Source organism: Bacillus sp. NEAU-Y102 (genome assembly GCF_054788175.1).
In genome coordinates this window covers 187777-205533 of record NZ_JBTWFK010000007.1, presented here as the reverse complement: position 1 = coordinate 205533, position 17757 = coordinate 187777, and the positions used below count along the sequence as shown (strand labels likewise).

General features: G+C 39.3%; 31 protein-coding genes. All 31 read right to left on the bottom strand.

The genetic code is table 11. The annotated features are described in order from the left end of the window. Positions 1-215: 215 nt before the first annotated feature. Entirely contained in the window at positions 216-938 is a 723-nt protein-coding gene (locus ACYFX0_RS19405; protein ID WP_460271508.1) for a VWA domain-containing protein, read from the bottom strand. 64 nt (positions 939-1002) lie between these two features. Beyond that, positions 1003-1263: a hypothetical protein gene (locus ACYFX0_RS19400; protein ID WP_416493662.1), complete on the bottom strand. Its 261-nt coding sequence runs from the start codon at positions 1261-1263 to the stop codon at positions 1003-1005. 15 nt (positions 1264-1278) lie between these two features. Next, positions 1279-1452 (bottom strand): hypothetical protein, encoded by a 174-nt coding sequence (locus ACYFX0_RS19395; protein ID WP_460271506.1) that lies wholly within the window; start codon positions 1450-1452, stop codon positions 1279-1281. Between the two features lie 151 nt (positions 1453-1603). Beyond that, entirely contained in the window at positions 1604-1924 is a 321-nt protein-coding gene (locus ACYFX0_RS19390) for a hypothetical protein (protein WP_460271505.1), read from the bottom strand. Positions 1925-1948: 24 nt separating this feature from the next. Further along, positions 1949-2176: a hypothetical protein gene (locus ACYFX0_RS19385; protein WP_460271504.1), complete on the bottom strand. Its 228-nt coding sequence runs from the start codon at positions 2174-2176 to the stop codon at positions 1949-1951. Positions 2177-2199: 23 nt separating this feature from the next. Beyond that, a complete protein-coding gene (locus tag ACYFX0_RS19380) occupies positions 2200-2370 on the bottom strand; it encodes an acetyltransferase (protein WP_260459665.1) in 171 nt (56 codons plus the stop codon). 35 nt (positions 2371-2405) lie between these two features. After that, positions 2406-2573 (bottom strand): hypothetical protein, encoded by a 168-nt coding sequence (locus tag ACYFX0_RS19375; protein WP_221660436.1) that lies wholly within the window; start codon positions 2571-2573, stop codon positions 2406-2408. Positions 2574-2811: 238 nt separating this feature from the next. After that, positions 2812-3141 carry a hypothetical protein gene (locus ACYFX0_RS19370; RefSeq protein ID WP_460271501.1) on the bottom strand — a complete coding sequence of 110 codons (330 nt, stop codon included), beginning with the start codon at positions 3139-3141 and terminating at the stop codon, positions 2812-2814. A 38-nt stretch (positions 3142-3179) separates the two neighbouring features. Beyond that, positions 3180-3773, bottom strand: coding sequence for a hypothetical protein (locus tag ACYFX0_RS19365; RefSeq protein ID WP_460271499.1), 594 nt, complete (start codon positions 3771-3773; stop codon positions 3180-3182). 15 nt (positions 3774-3788) lie between these two features. Continuing rightward, positions 3789-4091, bottom strand: a complete 303-nt coding sequence (locus ACYFX0_RS19360; RefSeq protein WP_460271497.1) for a hypothetical protein — start codon at positions 4089-4091, stop codon at positions 3789-3791. Positions 4092-4102: 11 nt separating this feature from the next. Next, complete coding sequence (locus ACYFX0_RS19355; protein ID WP_460271496.1) at positions 4103-4405, bottom strand: hypothetical protein; 303 nt, start codon at positions 4403-4405, stop codon at positions 4103-4105. Between the two features lie 11 nt (positions 4406-4416). Beyond that, positions 4417-5106 carry a glycosyltransferase family protein gene (locus ACYFX0_RS19350; RefSeq protein WP_460271494.1) on the bottom strand — a complete coding sequence of 230 codons (690 nt, stop codon included), beginning with the start codon at positions 5104-5106 and terminating at the stop codon, positions 4417-4419. 355 nt (positions 5107-5461) lie between these two features. After that, positions 5462-6487: a hypothetical protein gene (locus ACYFX0_RS19345; RefSeq protein WP_460271492.1), complete on the bottom strand. Its 1026-nt coding sequence runs from the start codon at positions 6485-6487 to the stop codon at positions 5462-5464. A 102-nt stretch (positions 6488-6589) separates the two neighbouring features. Beyond that, on the bottom strand, positions 6590-7327 hold the full coding sequence (locus ACYFX0_RS19340) for a hypothetical protein (RefSeq protein ID WP_460271490.1): 738 nt from the start codon (positions 7325-7327) through the stop codon (positions 6590-6592). After that, positions 7321-8070, bottom strand: a complete 750-nt coding sequence (locus ACYFX0_RS19335; protein WP_460271488.1) for a hypothetical protein — start codon at positions 8068-8070, stop codon at positions 7321-7323. Before ACYFX0_RS19335 ends, ACYFX0_RS19340 begins: the two co-directional genes overlap by 7 nt. Positions 8071-8083: 13 nt before the next feature. Next, a complete protein-coding gene (locus tag ACYFX0_RS19330; RefSeq protein WP_460271486.1) occupies positions 8084-8371 on the bottom strand; it encodes a hypothetical protein in 288 nt (95 codons plus the stop codon). 112 nt (positions 8372-8483) lie between these two features. Then, on the bottom strand, positions 8484-8915 hold the full coding sequence (locus tag ACYFX0_RS19325) for a hypothetical protein (protein ID WP_460271484.1): 432 nt from the start codon (positions 8913-8915) through the stop codon (positions 8484-8486). 121 nt (positions 8916-9036) lie between these two features. Then, positions 9037-9414, bottom strand: a complete 378-nt coding sequence (locus tag ACYFX0_RS19320) for a hypothetical protein (RefSeq protein ID WP_460271482.1) — start codon at positions 9412-9414, stop codon at positions 9037-9039. An 11-nt stretch (positions 9415-9425) separates the two neighbouring features. After that, positions 9426-9902, bottom strand: coding sequence for a hypothetical protein (locus ACYFX0_RS19315; protein WP_460271480.1), 477 nt, complete (start codon positions 9900-9902; stop codon positions 9426-9428). A 16-nt stretch (positions 9903-9918) separates the two neighbouring features. Next, positions 9919-10221: a hypothetical protein gene (locus tag ACYFX0_RS19310; RefSeq protein WP_460271478.1), complete on the bottom strand. Its 303-nt coding sequence runs from the start codon at positions 10219-10221 to the stop codon at positions 9919-9921. Between the two features lie 16 nt (positions 10222-10237). Then, positions 10238-10708 (bottom strand): hypothetical protein, encoded by a 471-nt coding sequence (locus ACYFX0_RS19305; RefSeq protein WP_460271476.1) that lies wholly within the window; start codon positions 10706-10708, stop codon positions 10238-10240. A gap of 19 nt (positions 10709-10727) precedes the next feature. Then, on the bottom strand, positions 10728-11483 hold the full coding sequence (locus ACYFX0_RS19300) for a hypothetical protein (RefSeq protein WP_460271474.1): 756 nt from the start codon (positions 11481-11483) through the stop codon (positions 10728-10730). 12 nt (positions 11484-11495) lie between these two features. Next, complete coding sequence (locus ACYFX0_RS19295) at positions 11496-11903, bottom strand: hypothetical protein (protein WP_460271472.1); 408 nt, start codon at positions 11901-11903, stop codon at positions 11496-11498. 10 nt (positions 11904-11913) lie between these two features. Further along, positions 11914-12285: a hypothetical protein gene (locus tag ACYFX0_RS19290; protein ID WP_460271470.1), complete on the bottom strand. Its 372-nt coding sequence runs from the start codon at positions 12283-12285 to the stop codon at positions 11914-11916. Between the two features lie 22 nt (positions 12286-12307). Beyond that, on the bottom strand, positions 12308-12703 hold the full coding sequence (locus tag ACYFX0_RS19285) for a hypothetical protein (protein WP_460271468.1): 396 nt from the start codon (positions 12701-12703) through the stop codon (positions 12308-12310). A 36-nt stretch (positions 12704-12739) separates the two neighbouring features. After that, a complete protein-coding gene (locus tag ACYFX0_RS19280) occupies positions 12740-13150 on the bottom strand; it encodes a YopX family protein (RefSeq protein ID WP_460271466.1) in 411 nt (136 codons plus the stop codon). 254 nt (positions 13151-13404) lie between these two features. Next, a complete protein-coding gene (locus ACYFX0_RS19275) occupies positions 13405-14043 on the bottom strand; it encodes a hypothetical protein (RefSeq protein WP_460271464.1) in 639 nt (212 codons plus the stop codon). A 1-nt stretch (position 14044) separates the two neighbouring features. Further along, on the bottom strand, positions 14045-15175 hold the full coding sequence (locus tag ACYFX0_RS19270; RefSeq protein WP_460271462.1) for a hypothetical protein: 1131 nt from the start codon (positions 15173-15175) through the stop codon (positions 14045-14047). A 148-nt stretch (positions 15176-15323) separates the two neighbouring features. Continuing rightward, positions 15324-15764 (bottom strand): hypothetical protein, encoded by a 441-nt coding sequence (locus ACYFX0_RS19265; RefSeq protein ID WP_460271460.1) that lies wholly within the window; start codon positions 15762-15764, stop codon positions 15324-15326. A 90-nt stretch (positions 15765-15854) separates the two neighbouring features. Beyond that, complete coding sequence (locus ACYFX0_RS19260) at positions 15855-16544, bottom strand: hypothetical protein (RefSeq protein WP_460271458.1); 690 nt, start codon at positions 16542-16544, stop codon at positions 15855-15857. A 77-nt stretch (positions 16545-16621) separates the two neighbouring features. Next, on the bottom strand, positions 16622-17746 hold the full coding sequence (locus ACYFX0_RS19255; RefSeq protein WP_460271457.1) for a hypothetical protein: 1125 nt from the start codon (positions 17744-17746) through the stop codon (positions 16622-16624). Between the last annotated feature and the right edge of the window lie 11 nt (positions 17747-17757).

Genomic DNA, 17757 nt, shown 5'->3' with positions numbered 1-17757 from the left:
TTAATTCGGTACACCTTACTAATTTACTTAGTTACTAGATATACCTCTTTCCCCCTTATCGTTTCAATTAATACTAGCTATTTAGCCTATATCTTTATTTTATTATAGCCTCACATACAAACATAATGCTCTATAAACTTATCATAATCTACCAAACTTCCCATTTAACACTAAAATCTAAAAAAGAGTGGAACTAGTTCCACCCCATTTGCTACCTATTTTACAATACCTTTACGTCTAACTTCTTTTAACCAAATCGGGTATTCATTTAAAATCGCATTATATAACCCAGAATTGGACAGATTCTTGATATCCTCCGCTCGGAAGAAGTTAGCATTATCAACAACACGACCCGTCATCGTATCTAACTCATCTAGGAATGGCATCTTTTTGTCACCAATCCCAACGAACTGCCAAAAGATAGGTTTATCAGATATCTCTTTTATGTACGCTTTTGTAGCAGATACATCAGAATTTTCCCCATCCGTAAAAAAGAAAACAAACGTCGGTAATTCTTTATCAAGCCCGTTATCTTCTTTTTTACCAAACAGGCGCTTAAAGAACCCACCTTTTTCTTCCCCTTCAACCTTGTCCACTATAGCTTTCATAGCAGGAGCATAGCTTGTTCCTCCATTAACCTTTACTTTCTTTAGGAACACGTTGTTTGTGAAATTCTCAATGTTCCCTTCATTTGCCTCACCGATATACGTCACATCGTTGTTGAATGCGTACACCTCAATAGATTTATTGGAATCCATGTTCATCCCGACACCTAAAACACGCTCAAATGTTTGTTGCACTGTACCATTATTGAAGTACTTTTTAATAGACCCCGAGATATCCATAACTCCTATTATATTTGCCTTTTCCCCAAATATATTTTTCTTCTCTAGTACTATTTTTGCCTCTTCTTTATATAGATTGACCATTGTACCCATCACCTTATCTCCCTTTATTTATCTTTTGTTACTGAATTTAACCTGAGTTGCTAAACCTATTATATCAACCTTCTTGGTCGTATTCGTCATCCCAGTTATCAACTCGACCTCTCGTGTAAGAATAGACACCGTTTTCTTTTAAACTCTCAAGATTAATCTCCACTGGAACATAATCATCATGACTTAAATGAGCGCTGATAAAGTCTTCCGCCATCCCCTTTGTAGGCAACAAACAGCTCGCAACTATCTCCATTGTGTCCTCTTCCGTTTGAAAATCATAAAAAATCTCATCTTGATATAAATACGCAAGCGCCCAAAACTTCATATCACACAATCCCTTTTAATTTTTTAGTACTTTAACCTTATCAATCCAGTTGCCAGAATCAAGGTGCTCAGCAAACTGCTCCGCTGCATCCTCTTCTGTCAAACACACACCTAAACGCCACAAGAATTCATCTCCGTCACCAGTGTTAGACATAACCCCGTACACAAAATCTGGAACAACCCCCACCATAATCACCCCCCTGACCGTCTTTTTAATTCACCATGTACATCATATTCGTATACTTTACTATTAATATAATAGGAATCTAAAAATAGATAAGGAACGTACAAATAAAGTAATAAGTTACGTTCCTTTGTTTTTCAAAATCGAGATTTTTCTTTTACTCAGGGATGATTTTAACCTCATGTGGCACACCTAATACTGTCGTTGCGTATACAGCTTCTTTATACGCCTCAAAGATATCTTCGCGCTCTGCTATCAATTCCCCATCTAAATAAATACCGAATTTCATGTTTACCCCACCTACCTCATCCAATATATCTTGCGCCATAGAAGCTCTACCTTCCCAATAACCTAAATCCCAACCCCCATGATATGTATGAGTCTTACCGGGAGTAGCTCCATGCGCCTTTTTAAGCTCCTTAGCTCTCTTTTCTGCATGTTTTAATTTACGTTTAGTTGTCCTTTTTAACCCTTCCATAACCAATAACCTACCCTCTATGGATTACATATCCTCATCTTCATTGAAACCTGATGGCGCTAAAATTTGAATCTCTAGTTTTTTATTATCATGCATGTACGCCTCGTACTCCACACTGTCCATATCTAACCCGTCAATTAATAAAAACCCTTCTTCATTTAGACAGACATTAACTGTAGCCTCAGCACCCCCACCTAAATTCAACTTAACACCTTCTGCTACTGTCTTTGCAACTCGTGAATGGTTATTCATCCTAACTCCTCCGTCCTTTTGTTTTATTTATAATCAAGAAACAGCTCGTAATCTTCCCACTCTTCTTCGCAGTTACATTCCACTACGTTCGTCTCCCCAACGGACTGACAATCGCACTGCGTAAGGTTCTGCACAAGCTCCTCTTCACCGCAGAAGTCCAATAACTGCTTTGCTGTATACTCACCATTAACCACTCTACCACTTGTAACGCTTTTTATTTTTACAGGTATCACGACTCAACCACCTCATATTCACCTTCATACAACTTTAATCCTCCACAAATATCGATAATGACACCATCCGCCTCAACCTGCGCCACAGATAGCGTAAGCCCTATTAACTTCGCAACCAATGTTGTATCGTATTTATCTTTATTTTCTTTAATTTTTACTTTCATTTCAGCAACCCACCTGCCTCTTCATCCTGTACGTACGGTTTATTTGAACAAGTCGATGAATCCTCGGACTACTTCATCCCACCACATAAACTTTAGTACAAGTATGCCTATAATCTCCATACCAAGCACCGTCAGCATTATCCAACGTATGTTATTACCTAACCAATCCTTAAGCCACTTCTTGACCCTTTTCAGAATTCAATCCTCCCTTAGTTGCTACCAAGGAGTAATCGAATATCTACTTTTTTCTTAACTCCTCTAACTTTTTATCTATCGCTTCGTAATATTCTTTGTACGTTTTAATCTCTTGGATAGATTGTACCCACTTATAATAGCTTTGTATGGCTTCACCCCCGCCAACCCCAAGGGACAATTTCCCGTTAACCATCCACTGGCTAGGGAACGCCATAAGTGTCTCAACCGCCTTTAGTTTACCTTTATACTCCTGCTCAAGCGACAACCACACCTTTAAATCATGTTCTGTAGTAAACGTCGCAATTACGTTATCTACCACAGACGAAACAACTTTCCACTCCGTCTCGTTATCCGTTTCTATTCGCCAACCCATAGCAATCAACCCCCACCGTCTCTATTATCTTTCTACAGCTATTTTACAACACCAGAGCGCTCTAAATCTTTGACCTGCGTATCATCGAATTGCTCGTAGTTTTGCAGTAACCACTTACGCTGTACATCTGTGATGTTTTCTACACGAATATCCACTATCGAACTATCAATCTCACGGCAGCTACTCATACGGATATACTCATCCTCATTTTCAGCAGAACTATCGAAGTTCCTAGCAAACTTGTAATGCTCCCCATGCTCACACGCATGAAATTGCCCGCTAGGGGCTAACCAACCATTTACACCCTTATGGTCGCCATCGAAAGGAAAACGAACGTCCTGTACCGTTTTAAGGACTGTCATAGAGTCCTTAAGTAACATACACCCGCCTTTATGATTAACTAGTACTGTTTCCCCACCTTTTAAATGGGTAACCATATTGCTGATATACCTCTCTGTCCAATTACTTACCCCGCCCAATGTAAGACCTTTACGACCGTTTATTATTTCATACCCAATAGACGTATGCCATCTATTACAAGCTTCAACTACAGCATTTTGGCTATACTCTGTAATTGCCCACACCCACTGTGTAGGTACTCCTTCTCCTGTCACTAACATGTACGTATTCATATAAACCACCTCGTTTTATTTGTTTGTAAAAAATATAGAAATATAACAGACCACAACAATCGCAAAATGTATTGTCCTCTCTACATAAAACACTTTCGTTGCTACCTTTGTCCTCTTTTGCTTAAGAAAGAATAGTGCAAGTAGACTAGGGAGAGACATCGCTAAAAACGTCCCCAGTACCACTGCAGCGTTAAGAATACCCTGCAGCCAACCCGCATCCACTCTTTCTATCACCATGACACCTAACGTAAACATGAAAATATAGTACGGTAACATAATAATGTTTAAGCCAATAACCGAAACAATCAGCTTTATCACTTTATACCTCCTTAAAATGGCAGGTTGTCATCACTCGCATCTGTTATTCTCCCATGATACTTTTTAGGTACATTCTCGTACATCCCATCTACAAACACTTTCCTCTGCACCCCTGCCGCTTTCTTAACACATTCACTTCCCAATACAACCTGACGTTTCCCGTCTGTAAGTAGAAATACGTTGCGAATCCCTTTCCCGCAGTAATCACAACATGTACCTGCAGCTAACCACCCCGGAACGTCTACAAACCCTGTAAGGCGCAGCAAACCCATATCTTCATCTGTAACTCCTAGCGAACAATGACCGCTCAACATATTCCTACCCCCTAGTCTTTATTTACTGTAATGAATGCTTTACGACTATCTACTAAACTACCTATATTATCAACTTCATACGCACTCGGTACGTTCTTTTGAATAAACTCCACTGCTGCCCGCTTAATCGCCTCTTCAGAAGAATCACGCCCAACAAGCACTGTCGTAACCAGTTCCACCCCTTTACCGAACCCAATACGTACCTCAGCTAGCGTATTCCGGCTATCAATAACCTCTTCTGCCGATTTTGATTCATCTACAGGTAATACGCTCAACACGTACTGCCAATCAAACATAAAATATTTACCCGTATCTTTTTTATGTGTAAACAACCCATAAGCTCTATACTCATCGATAATTACGGTTTCTGTCTCTAACCCTTCCCCGTAATCACACTCCACAATAACCTCTACTCCTGCTTTAAACTGTACGGGTTTGACCCACGCCCCGTCTTTCAATTCCCATAAATCTTTTAACGAAAAGTACACTGTAGTTACCTTTGTTTTGCTTATATTAGGTCTGTAGATTTCAATGACCTCTCCTGTATTGACCCACGTTTTTCTTCCTAGTTTAAACTCCCCGCACTTACCAATTGCCGCCGATAAATCGTCAGCAGATACCACCATTGAGCCACCTTTTCCGTCTTGAATATGTACCATTCTGTTATTTCTATCCACCGTACAAACCTGTAATTCTCCCATACCTACACCCGCTCCTTCACTTTGTTTTGTTATACATAATATACCAAATTATTATATTTTAGTCAATAGATAACGCAAAAAAGAAGGGCTACATTTCACCCTTCTATGTAAGTTGAGAAAGCACCGTAACCCTCTTTAGCTGTGTTCGGGTTACGCCCGTGTATACATCAACATTAAGCCCCCACTGCCGTAACCTCGTACCATTTTGAATCGTTATAGTAAAATGGTGTCCTTGTTCACCACTCGTATGAATTATTTTCTTTATCGTTAAACAGGTAACAAACCTCGCCGTTACCTGCATCAACTCCAGAATGTAAATACAACGTAAGTGTTTTTCTTTCCCCTTTAGTTCTCATTAGAGACACTTTTCATTTTTCAGCAACATCCAATCCTCTGGGTTTGCCGTTTTAATTTGGTAGCCATCTACACTCTCTAAACCAAGAACTACTGTACCCACATGCTTTGTTTTTAAAACTACGTAGTCTTTTCCCTCTAATGTTCGCTTCGTTGTAAGTATCTTGGTTATTTCCTGTTCCGTATTAACAATCTCAAATTTTCCGTTTTCCAGCTCTTTATATAGAACACCTCCCGGAACACTTTTCAAACTATTCGACCCTTTTAATTTACAACTTACTGTATGTATTTTACTGAATCCCAATCTACTTCCTTCACAAACTTCCCAAGACTTTACCATCGATGGTTTTATTTCTAACTCTAAAACTACATCGGGACTTTGTGTCTTAACGAGTATTACTCGTTCTTGCTCCCCAGAAGTATTTACCGAGAACCAATCCTCCAGTTCTAACTCTGTTTCTACTGCCTCGTTACCCGTAAAGCTAGTACCTCTAAGTATTTCGCAATTCTTTAACGTAGAGCCATCCTTTAACGTGATGTTAACCAACACCGCTTCTTTTTTATTCCCATCTTTCTTCATATCCCAAACTTGGTATTCCTCTTTAGGTTTGCATTGCATATTAACCACCATATCTAACGCATGGTACAAACTCACATCACTAGCATGTGTAACCTCTAAATCAACTGCATCATGTGAAACCATCTCCCAATGGTCATCCTTTGCATACGTATCTGCAAACCCTGAGCGATTAACACTATATGTCTTACAAGCATCCGCAACTGCTTTCGCACTCTCAAGGTATAACTCAATTTTTTCTTGGTGAACGCTCCACAGAGAAAAAAGCTCCTCTTTTCGTTCTTTATCCGTCTTTTGCTTTTCCAACACATTACGAACTTTTTCTAAATCTAATACAGGTAATGCGACCTCGCATGTACCTCCATCAAAACTCCAAACGACCATTCCACAATCAATTAACTCATCGGACTCAGACACACCTTGTCTCTTCACCACATCTACACGTAACATATACAAATCCCCTCGTTTCCTTTATTTGTTGGTTTAAATATACCAGAAAATTATAATTTAGTCAATAATGTGTACGTAAAAAAGGGTATATTTCACCCTTCCTTACAAAACAGACGTATTCACATACTCCCAACGGCGCTCCCATCTCTTTATACTGGACGGCTCTACCGTAACTTGTATCTTACTCTTTAACCCTTTTAAATGTACTGGATTTACTGCCTCCCCGTACGGGTATGTAGTTACCAGTTTATCAATAAGCGCCTCGTCATTTACATAACGCTTACCTTCAATCTCATCTTCTTTATATACAAGGCAGCTCTTAAGAATTGTCCCATCTACAAGCTCAACATCAATAACCAAGGCGGAAATTACCTCGTCATCTTCATCCTCACGTAACTGATACGGATATTCTACCCCCGGAAACGCCTGTAACTGTATCACTAAATGCATTGCATCGTTAATTGTTCCTTGGTTCTCATACATAGCTATGTACTTCTCTGCATCCTTACAGATAACGTCCAATGGTTCAAACCAACCCGGTATTGTTGTAAAATTCTCCTTTTCCGCAGCATACGCAGTACAAGCACTTGCAAAACCTTCAGCCTTTTCTAAAAATACCTTTACGTGTCTTTGGAAATTCTTCCACTCCCCAAACAAATAAAACTTAGTATCTAGCCCCGTCTTCTGCTTTAACAGTGCAGTCTTTACCTTATCGTTATCTACGAACGGAAACTCATAGACCGTTTGCACTCCTTTTTTAGTTCGGATAAGCTGCCCACACTCAAATCGTTCATCAGAGGTACTTATAAGCCGTTGTTTCTCCGTTTTTACAGTTAGCATAATCTACTCTCCGCTCCTTTTATTACTTCACCTTTAGCGTTTACCCAGTAGATTTTTACATCTTTTACCTCGTTCGGTGTAACTGTTATCTGTACTCTTGTAGTTAACCCCTGTAAATGGATTTCTCTTACGTTATTTCCCCAAGGGTACACCTTAAACATTTCTTTTACTTCATCGGTATTAGATGCACATTCTGTTCCTCTAACATCGGCACTAAATACCGAACATTTCTTAACTACCGTACCATCAAGCAGCTCAACATCTACTACAAGGTATCTTCCCTCAATGACTTGCGCCACCGGTTCATTAGTGAAGTTATACTCAGACTCAGGAAACGCCTGTAAATGCAACACTAACCCCAGTGATTTGCTTAATTCTCCCTGCTTGACTACGAGCGCTTTTGCATCCGTTACAATCGTATTAGTAAGGTCAAGTTTTCCATCTTCCCCTGTAAGGTCTTTAATTATAGAATTGTACGAACTTGAATGGGCTATAAAATTCTCCACCGTATCCAAAAACAACCCGACATGCCACTGATAATCAAGCCACTCACGTACTGACCCCTTCTTTTCACTGACACCCGTTGTTTGTTTTTTGAAAGCATCGTTTACTTCAGCCGTATTTACCATAGGAAACTCAAACTTCACAGACTCTAGACCTGTCTGCCATTCAATTCTTTTAATCACAAACATAGCATCAGAACCTGCTACCAACTTCTCTGTAGTCGTAACTATTTTTAACATACCAATACCACCCCTATTTCATTAACCTCGCAAGGTCTTCTTTTGTTACCTCTTTTGCCGTATAAATGTAATCCTTCGCAAACGCACGCTTATCGTTACAAATTACTCGAATGTAACCTTCCGTTCTTAGTACATCTTTTATGACCATTATCGGATTATCTCGAATCTCTTGCAGCTCAGCATCAGCAAAGTCCTCGAATGACCCTCGGAAAATAGCAAAATCAAACTCCTGAAATGGGTCTCTCATATGTATCCCCTGTCCTGTACCCTGACTCTTTAAAGCATACTTTTTACCTTCCACTGCAATTCCCCCTACCGAACTGTTTATTTTATAGTTTAACTATACCATTTATTTATATTTCAGTCAATATTATACCTTTCAAAAAGACAAGCGTACGCCTGCCTCTATTCGTTTACTCTACCTCTTCAAACTGTTTTATCGTTTTCAACTCTTTATCTTTATAGAAGTCCTCTTGTGCTAACCCGATATAATACGCTGCGCAATCTATCTCCTTTTTAGCCATCTTCATTAAGTCCGTACGTAAATCCCCTTTGGGATGTTTTTTAGCATATACAATTAAGTCATCACCTTTTTCTCGCAACAACTCCATCGCCTCTACAATATCCTCATTTGTTGGCTTATGTACAAGATTCTCTACACGTAAGTAAGGCGAGTTGAACATCGCTAACCACGTATACGTATTTAGTAACCTACGGAACGTACCCTCTTCCATATCATAGAATGGCAGCACGTTTTCCCTACCTTTATTTTTCTTATGCTCTACCAATCGTGCCTCGTCCTTGTATTTAATAAAACACTGATAAATTTCGTTTTTAAATCTCACACCCATCACCTTCCTGTAATTACTTCCCTACTGACAGAATACCACCATTACCTGCCTAATTACGTTCGTTTGTTATCGCTGCATCTTCTGAATACAAAAAAGACTTCCACGATTGGAAGCCCTACTCACTTTTTACCTTAACATATGGTTGTACTGCCTTTATTACTCTAGAACAGTAACCGGTAAAGAAACGCTTATTTCTCCAAGGGATACTATCAAAATTTACACCTTCCACAATACGATATAGACTACCTAACTCCCTTAATATGAAATCCTCATCCTGCCGCTGAATTGACCTCGGAAGGTTATGTATTGCGTACGTTATATCTTGGATAAGTCCCGCACTATACTTATCTTCAAAATCCTTATCCCCTTCATCCCAATACATATTATCCCTTTTAAAAACTAACACATTACTTGTAAGCGCCATTGTATGCGAAAGCACATCAATTCCCACATTCAGCAACTCTTTCTCATAGCTTACCTCGTCCTCAAACAAAATAACGCCTCCTAACTTAATAAGGAGTCTAACTCCCTAATCGTAAACGTGACTTCGATTTTACGTCCATCAACTTCGTTATACACTGTAAATCTGTCACCAGATTTAGTCCACCCTCCATTCGGAAGGTATCCAGACGTACTCTTACTTTTCACAACTTTCCTTAGGTGTAATGACGTAATCTCTACACTACTTTTCGCTATTTTATCTGTAATCTTAATATATGTAGTCCCAAACCAATTTTTAGCACGTAACTCTAACCGAGTTGTCACACCTAAGGGATGCCTACCTCTGCTTTTCTTATTATACTTAACCACAAATTGTACTCGTTTAAATTCATCTTCTGTAACGCTTGGATGTACCTTTATAAACTCTTCATAAGTCATATTCAGATACTCATTGTACATATCTCGAACCCAAGAACGATTCCCACCATGTATACGCAACACTACACCGTCCACAATAACCTTTACTGAAGCTGCTGCCACTTTAACCACCTAGCCTTTATATATTTTGAAGGATTGTTTTACTTACGAAATCCCACAACATAATCCCTAACATGCATACACCGCCAATCATGCTGCCGTTAACGATGTATTTCATGTCATTCTTTAATAACGACATGAGTCCTCCACTGCTTATAAATACTAAAGCTACACACATTGCAAGTACCACCTTAGACTGCATAACAACCATCACCGCATCGTCATTACGTAAGGCATCCCATGCACCTAAGTCAGTCAATCCAAGCAATACCGCATAACTTACACAAAATAAAACTACGAATACTCCTACATATTTAGCCATACGTCCTTGCTACCTCCTAACTCTTTTTAATCGGTGTTTTATCTGGCATATCATAATCGTCTTTTGGATTCTGTTGCAGGAAAATTCCCATCTTCCTTGCGTCTTGTAATAACTTGCTTTGATTATACTGACGTTTAAATATACCTACGTCACGCATGACGACCTCTTGTGGGTTAGTTGTAAGTGTAAGCTCGCTATACGCCCTTGTCGCCTTGTTATAGCGGTTTACACTAGCTGTATAATCCATAGCGGCATCGATAAACGCCTCGAGGTTCTCTTGGTACTCCTCCCATAACTCTAGTAACATATATTTCTTATGTATACTAGTTGTTTGGTTTACTAAAGACTCTCGTATTTTTGGAATATCAAGCAGGATAAACTCAACATCTTCCTTTTCCCCATTGCTCTTTTTGTATCTAAAAATCGCAGTCTTTACAATGATTTCCTCAAATAAATCAGCACTTTTTCTTACATATGTAATGTTCATAGCCTTACCTCCACTTACTTTACAACGTTTGTTGAATCGCTTTCTTATACTTTCTTACTGCCTTTACAAGTTCCACATACCTGCCACTCGTCAACCCTATTAAATCGAAGTCTTCCCTATCTAACGCATATTGAATTTTACCTTTTACTGTCTTCTTTAATTCGTCCATACGTCTGTCTAATGTATGTACATTAAATGTAAGTTCCTCAGGCTTTCTAGATAAGTAACCCATACCGGACTCTAACATTTCTAATGAACTTTCATCCAAGGCTTCACAACAAATCTTTAACCCTTTTATATCGTTCTCTAGCCACAGCTTTACACAATAAATAGCTGCATCCTTATGTCCATCCGGATAGTTTTCTCTGTGTTTCTCGATTTTTCGTATGTAATCCTTTTTGTACCTATAGAAAACTAATTCAATATCACGTACCAGAACCGGTTCTGGTACATAGCTTTTATATTTACTCCTCATCCAATCAAACGCCAAGGTGAACGTATCAATCCCACGAACATCTTCATTGTTTTTTAAAGCCCTACCCCAAAAGGAACTTAACGACCCTCGAATGCTCGCTACTGTCGTATCCCCAACACCTTCGAACAACTGAAATTTATCCTGATAGTCCACAAACTCTAAGGCATTAGCATATACGTACAAGTCCCGAATCTTTGTATATTCTTCTTTTATCATATCCTCGGTACTTTTAATATCTTCGTTTACTCCCGCAGCATATACCCGTCTTAAAAATTCCTCGGCATATTTCAACTTATCCATAATTTAATCCTCCTATCGCATGTATACTGGTAACTTTTTTCGATATAATACTGGAACTACACCATACCTCTTATCTATCTCATCATGCTTATCACACAACACGTCCAGACTTAATTCTCCTGCTTTATATACCTTCGCTACAGCATCGAAATCCTTCTGGTAACTCGGCATATGTTCCCACAACAAACCTCCTTCAACAACCAACTTGAACCCTGTACAATCCCGAACCGAGTGTACCCGAAATGGCTCACCAACCATACCCAATAACAGGTATACTGCATCCGCCATTCCCTGTACCGCAGATTCATATACATTTGTTTCCTTACCAAACGTATCAGTCAACTCTTGTTCTTTCCTTACACACTCTTTAATAGATTCCACTAACCTATTTACGGCTTTCTTTGTTTTAATCGTAAGCACAGTACCCCTCCTAGTCTGCAAGTCCGTATTTTTCTTCAAGCTCTGCCGTCTTTTCGTACAGTTCATCCCTATCAATCTCACACCTTGTGTACTTATCACGTACAAAATTACGGGCAACAATAAAATCTACAACATCCCAGATTCTTACCTCAGACTCAAATACATGGCGAAACACCCCAGAATCGTACGTACCTACCCCAGTGTCCTGCAGGTTTAGTATTCGAAATATTGCCTCCTGCATCTGGCTTAACGGATAACGAAACATATCATTCTTAATACCTGTTAGCTCCGTCATCTTCTTTTCCACATCAAGGTTGTGCTTCATAACCCTAATTAGCATATCAACCGTTTCTCTTTCTTCTTTTGTTACCAACTCGTCCATAATGACCCCCCATTTACAACCATCATTTATATATTTCATATTTTGCTTCTAATTTTAACCGTAGGCTATGAAAATCGTGATACGTAATTTGATTCTGCTCATACAACGCAGATATTTCATCAAACTCCTTACGAAACTCTACTAACGACCATATACCTAACTTCCCATCCAATACACGGTTATATAAAGAGTCTTCATACTCCAATGCACCTTCTTCTGGCTTACGTCTAAAACCTCCACCAAAGGGCAACTCTTTAAACTGCAACGTCTTATACAGAGCCTGACTCAACGTTCGAATTGGATGCTCAAACACTTTTGAATCGATACCTAACTCTCTAGATAACTCTTTTTCCTTCTCCACACAGTCTAATAACGTCCTCATCAACACATTTACTGTCTTTAATGTTAACACTTCCACAATTACCACTCCTATCTGTTAATAAAAAGGGAGCTATTACGCTCCCCACACCGCTTTATCTGCATCAGAATGGATATTACCAATACGTTCTAGGTCACCATCCATAAAACCTTCTAACGTCATTGTATCATAAGGCTTATCTCCGATGGCTTTTACGTTATCATAAACGGCTAGTTTAATACTACGAGATTCTCTGTCCCACTCAATAACCGCAGGAACTTTACTGAACTCTTTATACTCAACTTTAACCACATCACCTACGTAGAGTAATTCTCCTTTTTCTCCATCCATACCGATATACTGACCTACTGTATCCTTCTTCACTTGATGTTTATCAATAAACGTTGCTACCGTTTGCCCTACGTGTTTAAAATCAACTAAACCCTCAAACCATTTTCCATCTAAACTTAATCCTTTGAAACGAATATCATATACAGTACTAAACATAGTATAACGACCCCTTTCAATTCTTTCCTTTTGTTTTCTTTTGTTACTTATAATATACCAGTTTATTATATTTTAGTCAATAGTAAGTCGTTAAAGTAATCGGCTACACAACCTAGCTAACCCCGTTCTGTCTACTGTGTATATTCTATTCCCCTTCTGCATATACTAACCCTGTGGCGACCACACCTAACTTAGAAATACACCCAAGAGTCGCCAAATACCCGAAAAAGAGACTGCCGTCGGCAGTCTCTATACTATTTGACTACGATAACTGGGTGTCCCATTCTGTTTAACCCATGTATCTCACTTTTCATTTGTTCATAAGCATCTTCATTTCCCACCACATCTATTACGATTAGCATCGGATAGGTACGTGTCACCATACGCAATAACCCCTCAGCGTTTACCGGCATATTTACAAATATAACAGGAGCATTAACCCCATGAGGGAAGAACTCCGATTCCTTCCCTATAACCGTTGTCTGACTATCATCTAAACACTCATTGATAAAAATTCCTATATCTTCTTTTGAACCTGCATACTCATGTAACTGACGATTATCCATAACATCTAACAACTTATTGCGTTCCGTTGTCATAACGTACCCAGTTCGTATCATTTTCTGTATATCAAATGGCAACTCATGCTCTGTCTGGATAAAGCTAAGAATACCTGTCTCTACACCCGTGTAATCTTCGTAAGGAACGACATCAAAACCGCCTCCCCAGAAACCATTTGAACCCCTCACAGGCTCTCGACCTACATAAGACCTTAGTTCCCCATCACTATCTTTTGCTAGATACCGAGGTACGCCAAATAGCTTATCTTTTTTACTGGCTATTTTCTTAAGTAACTCTAACTGCTCTAACGTGAGTTTCGTTTTAGCCGCCATACTACTTTTCACACTCCTCGGCTTGAAATTGACCCTTCACAGCCTCTATACGTTTTGTATCCTTGTAACTACTTAACACCCCGCCCGAGCGCCACTCATACGTATTAACAGGGCTTTGGTCAATCATAGATTTAAAGTTATGTAACGTCCGACTAACCACCTTCGTCATTACAGTAGCAAACACTTCGTTTCCTGTCTCGAAATCTGGCATACAATCAGCTAAAAGTGAATGAATAATACGGACACCCGCAGCTTTCTGAATCATATAGTTTGCATTAAAGCCACCGTACATGTTAAATGCATCTTCCCACTTACCTGAGACAATCTCCCAACCACCGGAAACAATAGCAATCACAACCGCCTCAACCTCTTTGATTTGCTCTAATGTTTCCAGTTTACCTCTTTGCTTCACATACTTATCGATAATAGGTCTCATAGAGTTCCCGAACCCAGACTTCCTCATTACCTTGTTGTCTCCGCCCCTGTTTACATATAATGAGCCACGCCAAACTCTTAAATCTGACTTATCATTAATAAACGTTGCAACATTCTCTCCTATTTTTCTATACAATTTACTCTCATCGTTTAGGTAATCTAAAACCTCTGGAAACATTTTTTCTTTTACTTTTTTGGCTACGTCTACGCTAGTCCCGCCGTTTGCATGAATAAATGTGGTTAACTCATAACGCTTTTGTTCTAATTCATTATCAATCACTAACAACGTAAATGGTAGCTTCATACCGCTGATATTCTTCCTTACCTCATCAGCATTATCAATACCGCGTTTATGCGTTAACTGCATCGACCAATCTAACGCCCTCACAATATACTGCTCTGCTACAATACGAATTTTATCTGAAATATGTAACGTACCGTTCTCTACTCGCACATCTTCCTTATCAATTGCACCAATTACCTGTTCCGGATAGATAACTCTACCGTTCGTATCTAATACGGCATTTGCCATATCTCGATAGATTGTAGGTATTAATTCCCGCTGATAACCCATAGGATTCGTCTCAGGATGGTGTATATCTAACTTATAATTTTGAATTAAATCCCCTGCAGTAACTGAAAACATATACATTTGTAACCCTAGCTGACTCATTTGAATATACTCACGTACTTCCATTCCAATCCCTCTCCCTTTGTTTGCTTTTTATTGTCTATACTATACCATTCTATTATATTTTAGTCAATAGTTTGTTCCCTACCAATTTACCTTCCTTTACTTGTTGAAATTGTAACACAATCCCGTACACAAAAAAGAGCCACCTACATCAGACGACCCTTAGAACTGCCTTTACCTCTTTAAAATCTTTGATTAGCTGCCTATGTTCCTTTTCTCCTAGCGTAACCATACACGGCACTCTCTTCTGTATCCCGAATATGTTTGTTACAACATCTAGCTTTTCCCAACTATCTGCGTACACTTCAATACGGATATGATGAACACCCCACTGATTACAAAACTCTACTTTAATTGCCCGAATACTCTCTTCCTCTGACAACGCTAATAACCCGTATAGGTTGTTCTTTGCATGCTCCCCCTCATACAACCACTTGATATATCCACGCTTACTCCTTTCGTCGATAACATCCCCATAATTCTTGGGTAATCGTTCGTACGCTGTCCCATCTATTACAATGAACTTATTAGTAAGACCTCGCTCTTTTATCTTATTTAAACCCTCTTTTACCTTTCCCCGTATGTTGAACATAACCATCCCCCTCTTTTCAATTTATTTACATGTAGTATACGATTTCTACTTACATAAAAAGGGACTACCTTTATCAGATAGCCCCGAACCCTATTTCACTGGGAACTCCCCTCGAGCAACAAACTCTTTTACTTTCACATAACCCTCTGCAGAGTCTAGACCATCAAACTTTCCACCCTTTAACCAATCTTCCGCCGTTACTGTATTATTGTCGAACATGTTCACAACATCCCTACGAACGACAGCAGTTACTGTATTTATATAATCTCGAATATTATCTCTACCCTTTACTTTTTCCGCAATATCGATTCCCGCAGCAAAGTCCGCTATTGCCGTATGCAGTACATATGCGCCAAGCCGTCCCCAAAGCAAGTACCTTGGATTCTCACAAGCCTCTAACCATGTAAGCTCTGCCTTTACCCATGTAAATAACACCAGTTCTGCTAATTTATCCTGCACCTCACGCATACACGCCCCGTCGAGCATAGATACTCCTAATTCTTCCGAACGTACACGAAAATCAATATGGGACATAACTGCATCCACAAGCGGAATAAACGAATGTACCACAGAACGATACCCGTCTACCGTCCCTAAGTCACTGATGATAGATACCACCAAACTCTTTAACTTATCCGAGTAACCTGCCTTGTCGTGTATCCTTCCGTAAACTCCCTCGGCAGCCATATACAACCAGTTCGGAGACACTCCTTCTCGTATTTGACACCTATAGATTGCCCATCCGTTGTATAACCCCTCATCAATAAACTGTACGGACATTTCAACACCTTCCTTTATTTGTTGTTACTCGTCATTCTTAGTTTCATATAAAAAAGACTATCTCTACCGATAGTCTTTTATTCACTTGGGAACTCCCCATGTTTAATATAATGTTTAACCCTGTCTACATCGTTTAAGGTTAACGTACCGAATGCTGCAGACTTATGCCACTCCCAACCAAAATCAAGTTTATTTTCTTTTACTGCATCTCTGAAAGCATCATACGTATGATTGTTAACGTTTTCTAACTTCCTTTCAACCGTGTCAGCATCCATATCGAATCCGCATATGCAGTCTGCTAACCAGGAATGGATGACATACATACCCAAACTTTTATGCAGCACATAATCCTCATCTATTTCCTTATCATAATTAGATGCAGAACCCCACTCATAATTCACCATACTCCAAGCACTATCAACCATATATTTCACACTATTTATAGCGGCATACAAATCCTCACTCGTTACGTCATCACCCAACGCCTCTATTACTTTATCGGCTACCGGAAGTAATGACTCACGCATACTTCGAATATCTAACACATCGCCCTTAAGCCATGCCGTACTCCATACCGTAGAACTATCAGCACTTGTTAAATACAATGAAATTTGCGTCACAAACTCTTTTCGCACATCCTCTAACCTATAATCTGGAGGTAGCCCAACGCCCTGTAAGTCCCTGAGCATTTTCTTTGCCCTCAGAACTGACATTTCTTTATTTCTCTCGTTTATAGAAATATACGCCTGTAATTCAAAAATTCTATTTTGAATATCACCAACCGCTAGCACTATAACTGGAATATCTGCTTCCCTAAGCTCATTGGCTTTTTCCACATCATCTTCACTCCCAGACTCCCTATAGCTGTTTATTAAATACCGAAGTGCTGCCACATCTAAATGACCACCTACAACCCGCAAATCCGCTTCGAATGCTACAGAAGTATCTAAATCTCGAATTGTATCTTTGTTTGTAGCCAACATTATAGTTTTTAAAACAAGGAAAATGCTACCCATACTTTCAATCTCCTGCGCCCGCTCCCGTACACGTTTATCTGTAACCTTTGCAGCGTATCCAGTAGGGTTATCTATAGCGTTATACTCATTCCCTACACAGCTTTCCAACAATTCCTTTACCTTTACCTTAAACAAATACACCCATAAGCCTTTTTTGTATGTTTTTACAAAATCATAGGTAAACATAAAACCGTCCC

Bases quoted from the DNA above. Each gene is read 5' to 3' on its own strand.
- ACYFX0_RS19335 (WP_460271488.1), bottom strand. From the start codon at position 8,070: ATGTTAAAAATAGTTACGACTACAGAGAAGTTGGTAGCAGGTTCTGAT.
- ACYFX0_RS19270 (WP_460271462.1), bottom strand. From the start codon at position 15,175: ATGGAAGTACGTGAGTATATTCAAATGAGTCAGCTAGGGTTACAAATG.
- ACYFX0_RS19355 (WP_460271496.1), bottom strand. From the start codon at position 4,405: ATGTTGAGCGGTCATTGTTCGCTAGGAGTTACAGATGAAGATATGGGT.
- ACYFX0_RS19350 (WP_460271494.1), bottom strand. From the start codon at position 5,106: ATGGGAGAATTACAGGTTTGTACGGTGGATAGAAATAACAGAATGGTA.
- ACYFX0_RS19290 (WP_460271470.1), bottom strand. From the start codon at position 12,285: ATGGACGAGTTGGTAACAAAAGAAGAAAGAGAAACGGTTGATATGCTA.
- ACYFX0_RS19370 (WP_460271501.1), bottom strand. From the start codon at position 3,141: ATGGGTTGGCGAATAGAAACGGATAACGAGACGGAGTGGAAAGTTGTT.
- ACYFX0_RS19260 (WP_460271458.1), bottom strand. From the start codon at position 16,544: ATGTCCGTACAGTTTATTGATGAGGGGTTATACAACGGATGGGCAATC.
- ACYFX0_RS19390 (WP_460271505.1), bottom strand. From the start codon at position 1,924: ATGGAAGGGTTAAAAAGGACAACTAAACGTAAATTAAAACATGCAGAA.
- ACYFX0_RS19265 (WP_460271460.1), bottom strand. From the start codon at position 15,764: ATGTTCAACATACGGGGAAAGGTAAAAGAGGGTTTAAATAAGATAAAA.
- ACYFX0_RS19405 (WP_460271508.1), bottom strand. From the start codon at position 938: ATGGGTACAATGGTCAATCTATATAAAGAAGAGGCAAAAATAGTACTA.
- ACYFX0_RS19340 (WP_460271490.1), bottom strand. From the start codon at position 7,327: ATGCTAACTGTAAAAACGGAGAAACAACGGCTTATAAGTACCTCTGAT.
- ACYFX0_RS19255 (WP_460271457.1), bottom strand. From the start codon at position 17,746: ATGTTTACCTATGATTTTGTAAAAACATACAAAAAAGGCTTATGGGTG.
- ACYFX0_RS19375 (WP_221660436.1), bottom strand. From the start codon at position 2,573: ATGAAAGTAAAAATTAAAGAAAATAAAGATAAATACGATACAACATTG.
- ACYFX0_RS19345 (WP_460271492.1), bottom strand. From the start codon at position 6,487: ATGTTACGTGTAGATGTGGTGAAGAGACAAGGTGTGTCTGAGTCCGAT.
- ACYFX0_RS19385 (WP_460271504.1), bottom strand. From the start codon at position 2,176: ATGAATAACCATTCACGAGTTGCAAAGACAGTAGCAGAAGGTGTTAAG.
- ACYFX0_RS19300 (WP_460271474.1), bottom strand. From the start codon at position 11,483: ATGGATAAGTTGAAATATGCCGAGGAATTTTTAAGACGGGTATATGCT.
- ACYFX0_RS19280 (WP_460271466.1), bottom strand. From the start codon at position 13,150: ATGTTTAGTACTGTATATGATATTCGTTTCAAAGGATTAAGTTTAGAT.
- ACYFX0_RS19275 (WP_460271464.1), bottom strand. From the start codon at position 14,043: ATGGCGGCTAAAACGAAACTCACGTTAGAGCAGTTAGAGTTACTTAAG.
- ACYFX0_RS19365 (WP_460271499.1), bottom strand. From the start codon at position 3,773: ATGAATACGTACATGTTAGTGACAGGAGAAGGAGTACCTACACAGTGG.
- ACYFX0_RS19395 (WP_460271506.1), bottom strand. From the start codon at position 1,452: ATGGTGGGGGTTGTTCCAGATTTTGTGTACGGGGTTATGTCTAACACT.
- ACYFX0_RS19310 (WP_460271478.1), bottom strand. From the start codon at position 10,221: ATGGCTAAATATGTAGGAGTATTCGTAGTTTTATTTTGTGTAAGTTAT.
- ACYFX0_RS19400 (WP_416493662.1), bottom strand. From the start codon at position 1,263: ATGAAGTTTTGGGCGCTTGCGTATTTATATCAAGATGAGATTTTTTAT.
- ACYFX0_RS19305 (WP_460271476.1), bottom strand. From the start codon at position 10,708: ATGAACATTACATATGTAAGAAAAAGTGCTGATTTATTTGAGGAAATC.